We start from the raw sequence: 13,240 nt of genomic DNA, 5'->3' as shown, positions 1-13,240 counted from the left end.
AACTGCGCTTTCGTCAAATTCACAATAGAAGGTGCATTTTATTGAGCAGGCGCTGGTGTTCCGCGCCCGATTCCATGATATAAATTCTTGTCGTCTCGATGCTGGAGTGGCCAAGCAGGTCCGCCAGCTTCGAGATATTTTTTTCGAGATCGTAGAACGTCCGGGCAAACAGGTGGCGCAGGTTGTGGGGGAACACTTTCTTCCACGCCACGTTGGCACGGCTGCACAGGGCTTTGAGCAGTTTCCAGACCGTGACCCGGCAGAGGGGTTTTCCCTGCCGGGAGAGAAAAATTGGGCCGTTATATATATGATGTTTTTGGCACCAGCGGGTCAGCCGGTGGCAGAGCTCGGCGGGCAGCAGGATCTCGCGGCATTTGCCCTTGCAGCGGATGCTGGCTTTGTGCCGGCGGACGGCCTCCGCCGTGATGAACTGCAGCTCCGAGACGCGGATGCCGGTGGAACAGATGGTCTCGAGCAGCAGCTGGCTGCGCTTGTTGCCCGTACTGCGTGCGGCGTTCAGCAGGCGGAAATACTCGGCACGGGAGAGTTCGCGGCCAGGGTCGGCAAAAATTTTGCGCTGGCGCTTTAAGGGCTTGGCCTTGCCGGCGGGGTTGCCGATGGATTCCTGATAGTCGTTGACGGCAGCCAGCATGGTGTTGACGGTGGAGGGGGTGTAACCCTGCCGCACCAGGCTGTCCCGCCAGGCGGCGACGGTCTCGCGGTCGGGGGTGTCCCCCGCCCCGGTGTCAGCAAAAAAGCGGGCCAGAGCGTGGGTGTATTTCTGGATGGTGGCGGGGCTGTACTCCCGGTGGGTCAACCAAGACTGGTAGTCGGCAAGATTTGAAAATGTGCTCATGCAGATCCTCCTTTGATTTTGAATTTGTTCCTTTTATTATGACCCGTACTGGTTATTATGACCTGTACTGGCAGGAAATGGGGTCAAAGTCAAAATCTCAGCTCCGCAAGTTTGAAATGAAAAAAGGCCCGCGCCCCTTGTTTGGGGCATGGGCCTTTGGTGCAGGCGGAATTATACTTCTGTTAGATTGCAGCGTTTTACCCTGCTGCCCCACACTTGGTGGCACAGGTACAGGTTGTCTGGCCTCTTTCTTTATCATAGAAAGCCTATGACTTGCATCGAAACGCATAGCCATCATTGAGGCAGAGTTTAGTTATGTCGGCTCGTCACCCCTGTTTGAGAAGGAGCAGGTTGCAAAAAGATTGCCCCACTTGCTTTCCAACGCTTTCGGACTGTTGCGTGCAGTGATGCGCACGGCAATCGAATCAACTCTTATCTCCGGCGGCCAAATGCCCACACTCTGTAAGTCCGGGTGCCTGTTATCTCGATTCTTTCATTCTGCTGCTGAAAAATTTTCTAAAAAAATGGCGGACGCAAGGCGCGGGACCTTGCAACACTTGGTTAAGTAATGCAGCAGACGCTGCTTTTAGCAGAATCAGACCGTGCTGTGAATTTTACAGATATACCGTAGATGCTAGAGTCTTTTGGGGAACCGCTATCCGTTATCTCCCCTCCTCCACTCCCGCTTCGGCTGCCGTGCACCTCCCAAGTCACTCGAATCCGGCCATTGGAGAATCCATTCAAAGTATTCCGATTTGGTGATTTCCTTGTCTTTGTATTCCTTTTGGCGCTGCGCCCATTCCTGCAAATAGGTATTCACCATTCCGTTTTGCGTCCAAAGTACGGTAACAGGGGTGTTCGAATCAAAGTCTGTGCCTGTGACTGCATTGCCAGTAAATTGGATTGGCTGCGTCATACAGCTCACGGTAGCGGATACGTCCACAGGCGGCAATGTTTGATCCAGCCGTGTGGTATCGACCTGGAATACGTCTGTATGCTCAAAGTCAAACCAGAGCAGCAGCCTGAAAATATCGGTTGCAAATTTATCGCTCACAAAAAAGTTTTCGACTTTTACGTCCAGCACTTCCGCAATCTTCTGGAGCAGGTCCTCCTTCGGCACCCGGTACCCCATCTCATACTGAGCGATGCGGTTGGCGCCGGTGGCGCCGAGGCCGATGGCTTCGCCCAGCTCCTTCTGGGTCATCTTGCGGTGCTGGCGGATGCGCTTGATTTTTTCGCCGGTGGTCACTGGCTTGTCCTCCTTATCGTTCTCCTCATCATTCCCGCGCTGACGGTTTCCGCCGTCGGCGCGTTTTCTTATCTTATATCCATTGTACCGTACACGCCTGCCTGTGGCAAGACAAATTTTAACTTTTTTGCGAAAGCTATTGACATTCGCATTTGTGCGAATTATAATTTGATTATCAAATTTGCGAAAGTATAATCCAACTAATCGCAATGCATTACAGAAAGGAGATTTTGTCTATGATTATCCAAACTGAACATTTCTTTACACCGATGGAGGGCCTGCCCTTTGCCCAAGCGCGTCATTTCTGAAAAGGAACTGACCGCATGCTACGGCCTGATGTTCTCCGAGTATCCCGACATTGTCAACATCCGCCAGCTGCAAGCCATGCTGGGGATCAGCCGCCACGCGGCCTATGACCTGCTGGGAGAGGGGGAGATCGGCTGTATCAAACTGGGGAACGCCTACAAGATCCCCAAAGTCAACGTCATTCGCTATGTGTTGGAGGCCAGCGCGGCCCGGACTGAGCGTGTCAGCCATGTTGCGCCGCCTGTTCCCAGCCAGGGGGCGGCCTCATGACTGCCCGCGCTGCCTGCTGCCGGTCCGCCGCCCGCGCCCCGCCGCGGTTTTGCGGGGCATGGCATCACCCGTGTGATACCACTTTTGAGGGGTGTGGAGGGGGTGGTATCACCCGTATAATACCACCTTGCCCCCGCCAGGATTCCAATAGGAATCCACCCTGGCTGACAAATGTCCTCGCCGGGATTCCTATTGGAATCCATCCCGCAAACCCCCGCCTGTTTGCCCGCCTTCCACCCGGTGGGGGCCGTACCCGCACCCCGGCCAACGCCGCCCTGTTTGCGCGGCTTTGGGGGCTTTGCGGGCGGCCCAACCCAACACATGCGAAAGGAATGCTGCTATGACAAATTTTGACGAAACCAAAACCATAGACGCCGAGACGCTCTGGAATACCCCCATCCCGCCGGTGCGCTGGGTCGTCCCCGATTTGCTGCCTGCGGGCCTGTCCATCCTGGCCGGGACCAGCAAGGCGGGCAAAAGCTGGCTTTGCCTCTGGCTCTGCCTGCAGATCGCCCGCGGCGGGCAGGTCTGGGGGCGGCAGGTTTCTTCCCAGCCGGTTCTCTACCTCTGCCTGGAGGACACCTTCAACCGCATCCAGAGCCGCCTGCTGCAGATCGACGGCGAGGGCGGCAGCCCCAACCTGCTGTTCCAGACCCGCAGCGGCGGCATCGGGCAGGGGCTGGAGACCGAGATCACCACGGCGCTGAAGCACCATCCCGGCATCGGGCTGGTGGTCATCGACACGCTGCAAAAAGTGCGCAGCGTCGAGCCTTGCGGCAGCGCCTACGCCGCCGACTACCGGGACATGAGCGCGCTCAAGCATCTGGCCGACGCCCACCGTATCTGTATCTTGCTGGTCCACCATCTGCGCAAACAGGGCGCGGAGGACCCCTTTGCCCAGATCTCCGGCTCCACCGGCATCATTGGCGCGGCCGACACGATCTGGCTGCTGCAACGCCAGCGGATGAGCCCCACGGCCCGGCTGCAGGTCACCGGGCGTGATGTGGAAAGCCGCGCGTTGACGCTGGAATTCAACGACTGCGTCTGGGACCTGCTGGAGGAAACGACCGACCGCCAACAGGCCGAGCGGGCCATCCCCGCCTGGCTGTGGCAGGCCGCCGACTTTCTGGCCGGGCAAGCCGTCTGGCAGGGTACCGCCTCCCAGCTGCTGGCCGCGGCGGGTATTGACGGCGTGCAGCCCAACCAGTTCACCCGCAGCCTGGTGCAGCACTACCACCAGGTGTTCGCGCCCTGCGGCCTGTGGTTTGTCTCCAAACGCACGGCCAATGCCCGGCTGCTGACCTTCACCCGTGACGATGATGACGGTGATGACGATACCGTTGCGGGATCCCCCGGCGGTGGGGGTATCCCGAAAACACCGTCATCATCGTCATCACCGTCATTTTGGACGCGGGACGGTAACGAGCATGGGCTTTGTGTTGCCACAGGGCACCCCTTCGCCGGGCCGGGCGCACCCGGCCGTATGGGGGCGGCCCCAAACCCCGTTGCTCTGCCGGAGGCTGCGCAGTGAGAAAGCGCTTCGTCGGCATCAACTTGCGGGTGACGCCGGAGGAAAAGCGCCGCATGGCAGCGGCAGCCCGGCGCTGTGGGCTGAGCCTGTCGGAGTACCTGCGCCAGCGGGCGGTGGGGTACGAACCCTGCTGGCATCCGCCGGGACGGCTGTTCGAAGCGCTGGCCGTGCTGGACCGGCTGGCTGACCGCCTGCCCGACCAGGCCGCGCAGGTCTGCCGGGCCGCCGCCGATGAGATCCGCGACTGCCTGCTGGAGGCAGTCTGAATGGCCGTCACCAAGATCTGGGCGGTCAGGGACAGCTTACAGCGGGTGCTGGACTATGCCGCCAACCCCCAAAAGACCGCGCTGGCCGGGGACGGTCTGGCCCCGGCGCTGCACTATGCCGGGAATGACGCCAAGACCCGGCTGGCCGCTGATATGGACGGCGAGCAGGTGCTGCTGGTCACCGGCATCCACTGCCGAACCGGGCAGGCCTGGGCGGACATGCGGGCGGTGCAGCGGCGGTTCGGCAAGACCGGCGGCACGGTGGCGCTGCACGCCTACCAGAGCTTCCGCCCCGGCGAGGTGACGCCCCGCCAGTGCCACGACATCGGGGTGGAGCTGGCGCGGCGGGTGTGGGGCGGGCGGTTCCAGGTGTTGGTGGCCACCCACCAGAACACAAACTGCCTGCACAACCACTTCGTCATCAACTCGGTGTCCTATGTGGACGGCAAAAAGTATGAGCAGCGCCGCAGCCAGTACGCCGAGCTGCGGGCGGCCTCGGACGCGATCTGCCGCAAGTACCGGCTGTCGGTGCTGGAGCAGCCGGGCGGCAAGACATCCCGCGCCCTCTACCAGGCCGAGCGCCGGGGCGAGCCCACCCGCTATGCGCAGATGCGGGCCGCGATCCGCTACGCCATGCGGGAGACCAGCACCGAGGCCGACTTCGCCACCGTGCTGCGGGAGCGGGGCTTTGTCTGGCAGCATGACCCGCGGCGGAAATACCCCACGCTGCGGCCGGTGGACGGCGGCCGGGCCGTGCGCATCTACCGGCTGGGAGCGTACTATGACTGGCCCGCCATCTGCCAGGCGCTGGATGACAATTACGACCGCTACGGCCCACGGTTCTACGCCCACCGGCATGATCCGCGGTACACGCTGCGGCTGCCGGTGGAGTACCGCAGCCTGCGCTATGCCCGCTGCCGCGGGCGCTGGCCCACCCTGTGGGAACAGGCCAAACGACAGAGCGGGCTGTGGCGGCTGTACATGTACTACTGCTACCAGTTAGGCATCTATCCCAGGCGGCCCGCGCCGCGGGTGAACTGGCCGGAAATCCGGGCCATCTGGCAGGATATAGAGCGCAAACTGGACGAGCTGCAGTTCGTCACCGGCCACGGCTTCGCCAATCTGGGCGCGGTGCGCGCCTACCGGCAGCAGACGGCGGAGCGCGTTGAAGTGCTCACCAACCAGCGCGATACCTGCGCCCGGGTGCTGCGGCGCAAAGCCCCGCCACCCGGCGCGCAGGCGAAGCGGGACGAACTGACTCGGCAGTTGGTGGCGTCGCGGCGGGAGGTCCGGCTGTGCGACCGGGTCATCGACCGGGTGACACGCACCCGTACCTGCCGGGAACAACTGCGGCTGCAAACACAGCAGGAACGGGAGCAGGCGCAGGCCCGCCGGGCCAGATACCGCGGCCGGGCGCGGTAACATAAAATAAAAACCGGGCGGGCACGTCCGAAGCCATTTCGACGTACCCGCCCGGGCCTTGTTTGGGCCTTTTGGTCATTTGTACCCAACGGCACACAGCCATCCTTGTTGGGTTTGGTGATGGATAAATCCAGCCGTTGATGGTATCGTTGGGTTGAGGCAACACCGCATAATTCTGGTGCGCGGCACGGCGGCCAGGGCACGTCAGATGCTAAGAGAAAAGCGCAGGTAATACTGGATGTATTACCGAGCATTTTCTCGACGCAGATGGCGCGCAATGGACGGTGTGACGTGTGCCAAGCCGTCAGGCGTGAATTGTGCGGTGTTGCCTTTAAGCCGGAACGGCTGCCACAAAACGGAATATGCGAATCAAAAAAGGAGCGATGCTATGGTTTCTGGAAGATTGCAAGAGAAAAACGGCTATTACTACATGGTCCTCAGCTACAAGGACGCGACCGGCAAGCGCAAACAGCCCTGGTACGCCACCGGCCTGCCGGTAAAAGGCAACAAGCGCAAGGCCGAGGAGATGCTGCGGGAACTGCGGCGCGGGTTCACGCCGCCCACACCTGAGCGGGCCACCGACCTGAGCCCCGACATGCTGTTCAGCGACTACATGCTCTACTGGCTGAAGGTCGTCCGCGCCACGGTGGAGGAGACCACCTGGGGTTCCTATGTGCGCAACGTCCAGGGGCACATTGTGCCCTACTTTGAAGGGCGGGGCATCACGCTGGCGGGGCTGCAGGCGCGGCACATCCAGAGCTTTTATCTGCACGAGCTGGAAACGCTGAAAGCCACCAGTGTGCTGCGGCTGCACGCCAACCTGCACAAGGCGCTGAAATACGCGGTGCGGCTGGACCTGATCCCCGGCAACCCGGTGGATAAGGTGGACCGCCCCAAGGCCGAAAAGTACATGGCGTCCTACTATACCGCCGACGAGATGGAGCAGTTGTTCGAGGCCGCCAAGGGCAGTCCGCTGGAACTAATCATCCAATTCGCAGCCTTCTACGGCCTGCGCCGCAGCGAGGTGCTAGGCCTGCGGTGGGAGGCTATCGACTTTGCCGCCAAGACGCTGACCATCCGGCACATTGTCACCACGGTCAGCATCGACGGCAAGAGCAAGCTGGTGGAGGCAGACCGGGCCAAGACCAAGTCCAGCCTGCGCACCCTTCCATTGGTGGCGGCCTTTGCCGAGCGATTGCAGGCGCTGAAGGCGCAGCAGACCTACAACCGCAAACTCTGCGGCAACTGTTACAACCATCGGTACGATGGCTATGTGTTTGTGGACGAGATGGGCAACCTGATCCAGCCCGACCGGGTATCCGATGGATTTGCCCGGCTGCTGAAAGCCCACGGCCTGCGGCACATCCGCTTTCACGATCTGCGGCACAGTTGCGCCAGCCTGCTGCTGAAGCAGGGCGTGCCGATGAAGCAGATCCAGGAATGGCTGGGCCACAGCGACATCTCCACCACGGCCAACATCTACGCCCACCTGGACTCCCAGTCCAAGCAGCTCAGCGCCGCCACGATGGAACAGGCGCTGGCGCTGCCGGAGGAGCTGCCCAAAAGCCGGTGGTAAGGAGAGAAAAGTGTTGTCAGCGACAGGCGTTTAAGAAAAAGGCGCCGCGCCGCAAAGCTGCGGTGTGACGCCATTTTTGGCGGAGAGTTAGGGATTCGAACCCTAGGTCCCGTTAGGGACACAGCATTTCGAGTGCTGCACCATCGACCACTCGGACAACTCTCCATATTTACTTTTTCTGGCACCGGCTTGCAAGACCCTCGGACGAATGCGAGATTTCGGTGCAAGAACAGCAATTTTCAGGCGGGGTACAAGGCCCCGCAAAGCCCGCCGCAAAGGGATTTGCCGCGGACAAACCGGCCAGTGGGTCACGCCCTTTCGAGTGCTGCACCATCGACCACTCGGACAACTCTCCATATTGAATTTTTCAAGCACCGTCTTGCGCGTCCTTCGGACAAATGCAAGATTTCGATGCAAGATAAGCGGGAAAAATTTTGATACACACCCCGGATTCAGCCCCGTGGGAAGCCAAACCCTGCGGACGAATCAGCCAGAAAGCCTCAAACTTTCGAGTCACGCCTCTTCGACCACTTGAGTACTGCTCCATATTCGCCCGCTCACAAACGAGCCATTTTGTATTATAACAGGTTTGACGGGCCGCGTCAACGCGAAACGCGGAGCAAAAGGGGCGGTCGGGCAAAGGGAGGGAGCGCCGGCTTGCGCGGCTCCGGCCGCGCCCGCCGGCCGTCCGGGCGGGGCAGGGGAGCGGCCGTGTTTTCCTTTGCGCCTTTCGGGGTGCGCCCTGCCTTTTTCCCCGCCGCGCGCCGGCGTGACCGGCCCCTTCGCCGTTCAGCCCTTCGCCGCCGGGGGCAGTTTGCCCTCGGCCAGGTCCTGGAGGGTGATGCCGTCGAAGTAGTCGTTGATGAGTTTGTCCAGCCCGTGCCACATGGCGCGGGTGGTGCACTGGTGCGCCCGGCCGCAGGCCGGCGCGCCTTCCGCCATGCAGGACACCGGCGCCAGCGTTTTTTCCGTCAGACGCAGGATGCTGCCCACCGTGTAGTCCTTCGCGGGCCGGGTGAGCCGGTAGCCGCCGTTCTTGCCCCGCTGGCCCTCCACAAAGCCCGCCTTCGCCAGCGGCGCGAAGATGGCCTCCAGATATTTTTCCGAGATGCCCTGGCCCTCGCTGATGCGCGCCAGCGGCTGGTATTCCCCCTGGGGCGCCGCCGCCAGCTCCACCATCACCCGCAGCGCGTACCGCCCCTTGCTGGACACCACCATCTTTTTCGCCTCCTTCGGCCTTTCTTTTTTGATTATTATGCCACACCCTTCGCGGCTTTGGCAAGCCGTTTTCGCAAATTTCCTATTGACATTGTAGGAATTTGCGCGTATGATAGAGGCATAAACCTACAAGGTTTATAGGTTTTATTGAGAAAAAGGAGTTTTTTCCTATGATCTATGCAGACAACGCGGCCACCACGCCCGTCTCGCCGGCGGCGCGGGCGGCCATGATCGACGCCATGGACAAGCTGTGGGGCAACCCCTCCAGCCTGTACACCTTCGGCCAGCTGGCCGAGGAGGCGCTGAGCGACGCCCGCGCTCGGGTGGCCGGGTGTCTGGGAGCCGAACCGGGGGAGATCATCTTCACCTCCGGCGGCAGCGAGGCGGACAACCAGGCCCTGCGCAGCGCGGCGGCCTTTGGGGCGAAGAAGGGCAAGCGCCACATCATCAGCACCGCCTTTGAGCACCACGCCATCCTGCACACGCTGGACGCGCTGCGCACCGAGGGCTTTGAGGTGACGCTGCTGCCGGTGCACTCCGACGGCCTTGTGCGGCCGGAGGAACTGCAGGCGGCCCTGCGCCCGGACACGGCGCTGGTGAGCGTGATGTTCGCCAACAACGAGATCGGCACCATCCAGCCCATCGCCCAGCTGGGCCGCATCTGCCGGGACGCCGGTGTGCTGTTCCACACCGACGCGGTGCAGGCGGCGGGGCACATCGCCATCGACGTGAAGGCCATGAACATCGACATGCTCAGCCTTTCCGGCCACAAGTTCCACGGCCCCAAGGGCGTGGGCGCTTTGTATGTGCGCAGGGGCGTGCCGGTGGTCCCCCTCATCCACGGCGGGGCCCAGGAGCGCCGCCGCCGGGCTGGCACCGAGAACCTGCCCGCCATCGCGGGCATGGCCGCCGCCCTGGAGGAAGCCTGCGCCCATCTGGAGGAGAACGCCGCCAGGGTGAGCGCCCTGCGTGACAAGCTCATCGCCGGGCTTTCGGCCATTCCCCACAGTGCGCTGAACGGCGCGGCCGAGCCGCGCCTGCCGGGCAACGTGAACTTCTGCTTTGAGGGCATCGAGGGCGAGAGCCTTCTGCTGATGCTGGACGAGGCGGGCATCGCCGCCTCCAGCGGGTCGGCCTGCACCTCCGGGTCGCTGGACCCCAGCCACGTGCTGCTGGCCATCGGCCGGCCCCACGAGGTGGCCCACGGCTCGCTGCGGCTTTCTTTGAGCGAGGCGAACACCAACGAGGACGTGGAGCACATTCTGAAGGAAGTGCCCCGGGTGGTGGACTACCTGCGGGCCTGCAGCCCCGTTTGGGACGAACTGGAAAAAGGAGAGAGAGACTATGTTATACTCTGACAAGGTGATGGACCACTTCCGCAACCCGCGGAACATGGGCAAAATGGAAGACGCCGACGGCGTGGGCGAGGTGGGCAACGCCAAGTGCGGCGACATCATGCGGATGTACATCAAGGTGAAGGACGGCGTCATCGAGGACGTTTCCTTCATCACCTTCGGCTGCGGGTCGGCCATCGCCACCAGCAGCATGGCCACCGAGATGATCAAGGGCAAGCCCCTGTCCGAGGCGCTGGAGCTCTCCAACAAGGCGGTGGTGGAGGCGCTGGACGGTCTGCCCGCCCACAAGATCCACTGTTCGGTGCTGGCGGAGGAGGCGGTGAAGGCCGCCGTGAAGGACTATTACGACAAGCACGGCGTTTCCTACGACGCCGCCGCCTTCTGCACCGGGGACTGCGGCTGCTGCCACGCCCACGAATGACATCCCCTCACCCCCAAAAACAGCAAGCATATACAAAGGCCGCCGGCCGTGGTTTTCCACGGCCGGCGGCCTGTTTTGTTCAGAATTTGCGGTATTGGTCCAGCTTCGCTTTGGCGCTTTCCAGCTGGGCGTGCACGCTCTCGGGGGCGGGGCCGCCGAAGCTGCGGCGCAGCGCACAGCACGCGCCCAGGTCGATGGCGGCGTAGACGTCCTCCTCAAAGAGATCGCTCATGGCCTTGTACTGGGCCAGGGGCAGGGTGTCCAGCGTGAGGCCGCCCTTGATGCACATGGCCACCAGCTGGCCGGTGAGCTTGTAGGCGTCCCGGAAGGGCATGCCCTTTTTGGTGAGATAGTCGGCGCAGTCGGTGGCGTTGATGAAGCCTCTGGAGGCCGCCTTGCGCAGGTTGTCCGGCAGCACCTTCATGGTGTCGATGAGGGGGGCCAGGGTGGTGAGGCACAGGTCGAGGGTGTCCACCGCGTCAAAGATGGCCTCCTTGTCCTCCTGCATGTCCTTGTTGTAGGCCAGGGGCAGGCCCTTCATCATCACCAGCAGGGTGGTCAAATCGCCGCAGACCCGCCCCGTTTTGCCCCGGATGAGCTCGTTCACGTCGGGGTTCTTCTTCTGGGGCATGATGGAGGAGCCGGTGGTGAAGGCGTCGTCCAGCTCGATGAACTTGAACTCCCAGCTGCACCAGAGGATGATCTCCTCCGACAGGCGGGACAGGTGCACCATGCAGGTGGCGATGACCGCCGCCAGCTCGATGCAGAAATCCCGGTCGGACACGCCGTCCAGGCTGTTCTCGCAGGGGCCGTCGAAGCCCAGCGCCGCGGCGGTGGCGTGGCGGTCGATGGGGTAGGTGGTGCCCGCCAGCGCGCCGCTGCCCAGGGGGCAGACGTTCATCCGCTTTTTCCAGTCGGCAAGGCGGTCCATGTCCCGCAAGAGCATCTGCACATAGGCCAGCAGATGGTGGCCGAAGGTGACCGGCTGGGCCCTTTGCAGATGGGTGTAGCCGGGCATCACGTCCGCCGCATGGGCGGCGGCCTGTTTTAAGAGCGCGTCGCAGAGGGCGGCCATCTTTTCGTTGAGGGTGCCCGCCGCGTCCCGCAGAAACAGGCGCAGGTCCACCGCCACCTGGTCGTTGCGGCTGCGGCCGGTGTGCAGCCGCTTGCCCGGCTCGCCGATGCGCTTTGTCAGCTCGGCCTCCACAAAGGTGTGGATGTCCTCGGCGGCGGGGTCGATGGCAAGGGCCCCGCTTTCAAGGTCCGCCAGGATGCCCTCAAGGCCCGCCTGGATGGCCGCGCCGTCCGCCTCGGAAATGATGCCCTGCCCGGTGAGCATGGCCGCGTGGGCCATGCTGCCGGTGATGTCCTGGGCGGCCATGCGCCGGTCGAACCGGATGGAGGAATTGAAGTCGTTCACACGGCTGTCCACCGCTTTGGTGAACCGTCCCTGCCAGAGCTGCATGGTCCAACTCTCCTTCGTCTTATTTGTTCCAGTTTTTCGACAGCTTCGCCCGCTCGCGGATGGACAGGCCAAACAGGTTGATGAAGCCCGCCGCGTCCGCCTGGTTGTAGTCGTCGTCCTCGCCAAAGCTGGCGGTCTGCTCGTCGTAGAGGGTGTAGGGGGAGGTGATGGAGGCGGGGGTGATGTTGCCCTTGTAGAGCTTGACCTTCACGTCGCCGGTCACCGTGGCCTGGGTGGAATCCACAAAGGCGTCCAGCGCCTCGCGCAGGGGGGTGAACCACTGGCCGTTGTAGACAAGGTCGGCGTACTTCTGGGCGGCGATGGCCTTGAAGTGGCTGGTCTCCTTGTCCAGGGTGATGCTCTCCAGCAGGTCGTGGGCGGCGTAGAGGATGGCCCCGCCGGGGGTCTCGTAAACGCCGCGGCTCTTCATGCCCACCAGACGGTTCTCCACGATGTCCAGGATGCCGATGCCGTTCTTGCCGCCCAGCTCGTTGAGCTTTTCCACCAGGGCCACGCTGTCCATCGTTTCGCCGTCCAGCGCGGTGGGCACGCCCTTTTCAAAGTGGATGGTCACATAGGTGGGCTCGTCCGGCGCCTGCTCAGGGGCCACGCCCAGCTCCAGAAAGCCGGGGCGCAGCAGGGGAGCCTCGTTGGCGGGGCTCTCCAGGTCCAGGCCCTCGTGGGACAGATGCCACAGGTTCTTGTCCTTGGAATAGTTGGTCTCCCGGCTGATCTTCAGGGGGATATTGTGGGCCTCGGCGTACTCGATCTCCTCCTCGCGGCTCTTGATGCTCCACTCGCGCCAGGGGGCGATGACCGCCAGCTCGGGGGCGAAGGCCTTGATGGTGAGCTCAAAGCGCACCTGGTCGTTGCCCTTGCCGGTGCAGCCGTGGCAGATGGCCTCGGCACCCTCCGCCTTGGCGATCTCCACCAGACGCTTGGCCAGGGGCGGGCGGGCAAAGCTGGTGCCCAGCAGATAGGTCTCGTACTTCGCGCCCGCTTTCAGGGTGGGCCAGATATAGTCCTCCACAAAGGTTCTTCGCAGATCTTCCACATACAGTTTGGATGCGCCGGTGGCCATCACCTTGGCCTCCAGGCCGTCCAGCTCGTCGCCCTGGCCAACGTTGCCCGCCACGGCGATGACTTCACAGCCGTAGTTCTCTTTCAGCCAGGGGATGATGATGGAGGTGTCCAGCCCGCCGGAGTAGGCAAGGACGACTTTCTTGTACTGCTTTTTCATGGTGCTGCGACTCCCTTTCCTTTGGGCCGTGGCCCCCTGTTTTGCCTGTATATTTTGAATATATA

12 protein-coding genes and 1 tRNA gene are annotated in these 13,240 nt (G+C 62.4%); 7 read left to right on the top strand and 6 right to left on the bottom strand.

Features of this window, described 5'->3' with window-relative positions:
* Positions 1-19: 19 nt before the first annotated feature.
* Together ACMI1Q_RS09850 and ACMI1Q_RS09845 are read right to left on the bottom strand one after the other, a co-directional pair.
* The gene (locus tag ACMI1Q_RS09850) at positions 20-856 is read right to left on the bottom strand and encodes a tyrosine-type recombinase/integrase (RefSeq protein WP_419503641.1); all 837 of its coding nucleotides are present in this window, start codon (positions 854-856) and stop codon (positions 20-22) included.
* Between the two features lie 655 nt (positions 857-1,511).
* A complete protein-coding gene (locus ACMI1Q_RS09845; protein WP_419503640.1) occupies positions 1,512-2,105 on the bottom strand; it encodes a helix-turn-helix domain-containing protein in 594 nt (197 codons plus the stop codon).
* Positions 2,106-2,390: 285 nt separating this feature from the next.
* Between ACMI1Q_RS09845 and ACMI1Q_RS09840 the strand changes: the two genes are divergently transcribed.
* The 5 genes from ACMI1Q_RS09840 to ACMI1Q_RS09820 all read left to right on the top strand — a co-directional run bounded on the left by ACMI1Q_RS09840 (position 2,391) and on the right by ACMI1Q_RS09820 (position 7,476).
* Entirely contained in the window at positions 2,391-2,681 is a 291-nt protein-coding gene (locus tag ACMI1Q_RS09840) for a helix-turn-helix domain-containing protein (RefSeq protein WP_419503639.1), read from the top strand.
* Positions 2,682-3,021: 340 nt separating this feature from the next.
* Entirely contained in the window at positions 3,022-4,212 is a 1,191-nt protein-coding gene (locus ACMI1Q_RS09835; RefSeq protein WP_419503638.1) for an AAA family ATPase, read from the top strand.
* Positions 4,209-4,478: a plasmid mobilization protein gene (locus ACMI1Q_RS09830; protein ID WP_419503637.1), complete on the top strand. Its 270-nt coding sequence runs from the start codon at positions 4,209-4,211 to the stop codon at positions 4,476-4,478. The genes ACMI1Q_RS09835 and ACMI1Q_RS09830 overlap by 4 nt, the downstream gene beginning before the upstream one ends.
* A complete protein-coding gene (locus tag ACMI1Q_RS09825; protein WP_419503636.1) occupies positions 4,479-5,900 on the top strand; it encodes a relaxase/mobilization nuclease domain-containing protein in 1,422 nt (473 codons plus the stop codon).
* Between the two features lie 388 nt (positions 5,901-6,288).
* Positions 6,289-7,476 carry a tyrosine-type recombinase/integrase gene (locus tag ACMI1Q_RS09820; protein ID WP_419503635.1) on the top strand — a complete coding sequence of 396 codons (1,188 nt, stop codon included), beginning with the start codon at positions 6,289-6,291 and terminating at the stop codon, positions 7,474-7,476.
* A 77-nt stretch (positions 7,477-7,553) separates the two neighbouring features.
* On the opposite strand, the gene ACMI1Q_RS09815 is transcribed toward ACMI1Q_RS09820, so the two are convergent.
* Together ACMI1Q_RS09815 and ACMI1Q_RS09810 are read right to left on the bottom strand one after the other, a co-directional pair.
* A tRNA-Ser gene (locus tag ACMI1Q_RS09815) sits at positions 7,554-7,641 on the bottom strand.
* 624 nt (positions 7,642-8,265) lie between these two features.
* The gene (locus ACMI1Q_RS09810) at positions 8,266-8,694 is read right to left on the bottom strand and encodes an Rrf2 family transcriptional regulator (protein ID WP_177522710.1); all 429 of its coding nucleotides are present in this window, start codon (positions 8,692-8,694) and stop codon (positions 8,266-8,268) included.
* A 170-nt stretch (positions 8,695-8,864) separates the two neighbouring features.
* Between ACMI1Q_RS09810 and nifS the strand changes: the two genes are divergently transcribed.
* Both nifS and nifU read left to right on the top strand, forming a co-directional pair.
* Complete coding sequence (gene nifS, locus ACMI1Q_RS09805) at positions 8,865-10,052, top strand: cysteine desulfurase NifS (RefSeq protein ID WP_419503634.1); 1,188 nt, start codon at positions 8,865-8,867, stop codon at positions 10,050-10,052.
* Positions 10,039-10,470 carry a Fe-S cluster assembly scaffold protein NifU gene (gene nifU, locus ACMI1Q_RS09800; protein WP_419503633.1) on the top strand — a complete coding sequence of 144 codons (432 nt, stop codon included), beginning with the start codon at positions 10,039-10,041 and terminating at the stop codon, positions 10,468-10,470. The genes nifS and nifU overlap by 14 nt, the downstream gene beginning before the upstream one ends.
* A gap of 79 nt (positions 10,471-10,549) precedes the next feature.
* Here the strand turns inward: nifU and argH are convergent, their stop codons facing one another.
* Positions 10,550-11,935: an argininosuccinate lyase gene (argH, locus tag ACMI1Q_RS09795; RefSeq protein ID WP_419503632.1), complete on the bottom strand. Its 1,386-nt coding sequence runs from the start codon at positions 11,933-11,935 to the stop codon at positions 10,550-10,552.
* Between the two features lie 19 nt (positions 11,936-11,954).
* Entirely contained in the window at positions 11,955-13,175 is a 1,221-nt protein-coding gene (locus ACMI1Q_RS09790; protein ID WP_419503631.1) for an argininosuccinate synthase, read from the bottom strand.
* Between the last annotated feature and the right edge of the window lie 65 nt (positions 13,176-13,240).

Source organism: Candidatus Allofournierella excrementavium (assembly GCF_048526665.1).
Lineage (GTDB): Bacteria > Bacillota > Clostridia > Oscillospirales > Ruminococcaceae > Allofournierella_A > Allofournierella_A excrementavium.
Note: the sequence above shows the minus strand (reverse complement) of the source record. Positions and strands in the feature narration are given on the sequence as shown.

Excerpts from the sequence above, each read along its gene's own strand:
- ACMI1Q_RS09850 (WP_419503641.1), bottom strand. The coding sequence starts at position 856 with ATGAGCACATTTTCAAATCTTGCCGACTACCAGTCTTGGTTGACCCAC.
- ACMI1Q_RS09835 (WP_419503638.1), top strand. The coding sequence starts at position 3,022 with ATGACAAATTTTGACGAAACCAAAACCATAGACGCCGAGACGCTCTGG.
- ACMI1Q_RS09825 (WP_419503636.1), top strand. The coding sequence starts at position 4,479 with ATGGCCGTCACCAAGATCTGGGCGGTCAGGGACAGCTTACAGCGGGTG.
- ACMI1Q_RS09820 (WP_419503635.1), top strand. The coding sequence starts at position 6,289 with ATGGTTTCTGGAAGATTGCAAGAGAAAAACGGCTATTACTACATGGTC.
- ACMI1Q_RS09810 (WP_177522710.1), bottom strand. The coding sequence starts at position 8,694 with ATGGTGGTGTCCAGCAAGGGGCGGTACGCGCTGCGGGTGATGGTGGAG.
- nifS (WP_419503634.1), top strand. The coding sequence starts at position 8,865 with ATGATCTATGCAGACAACGCGGCCACCACGCCCGTCTCGCCGGCGGCG.
- nifU (WP_419503633.1), top strand. The coding sequence starts at position 10,039 with ATGTTATACTCTGACAAGGTGATGGACCACTTCCGCAACCCGCGGAAC.
- argH (WP_419503632.1), bottom strand. The coding sequence starts at position 11,935 with ATGCAGCTCTGGCAGGGACGGTTCACCAAAGCGGTGGACAGCCGTGTG.
- ACMI1Q_RS09790 (WP_419503631.1), bottom strand. The coding sequence starts at position 13,175 with ATGAAAAAGCAGTACAAGAAAGTCGTCCTTGCCTACTCCGGCGGGCTG.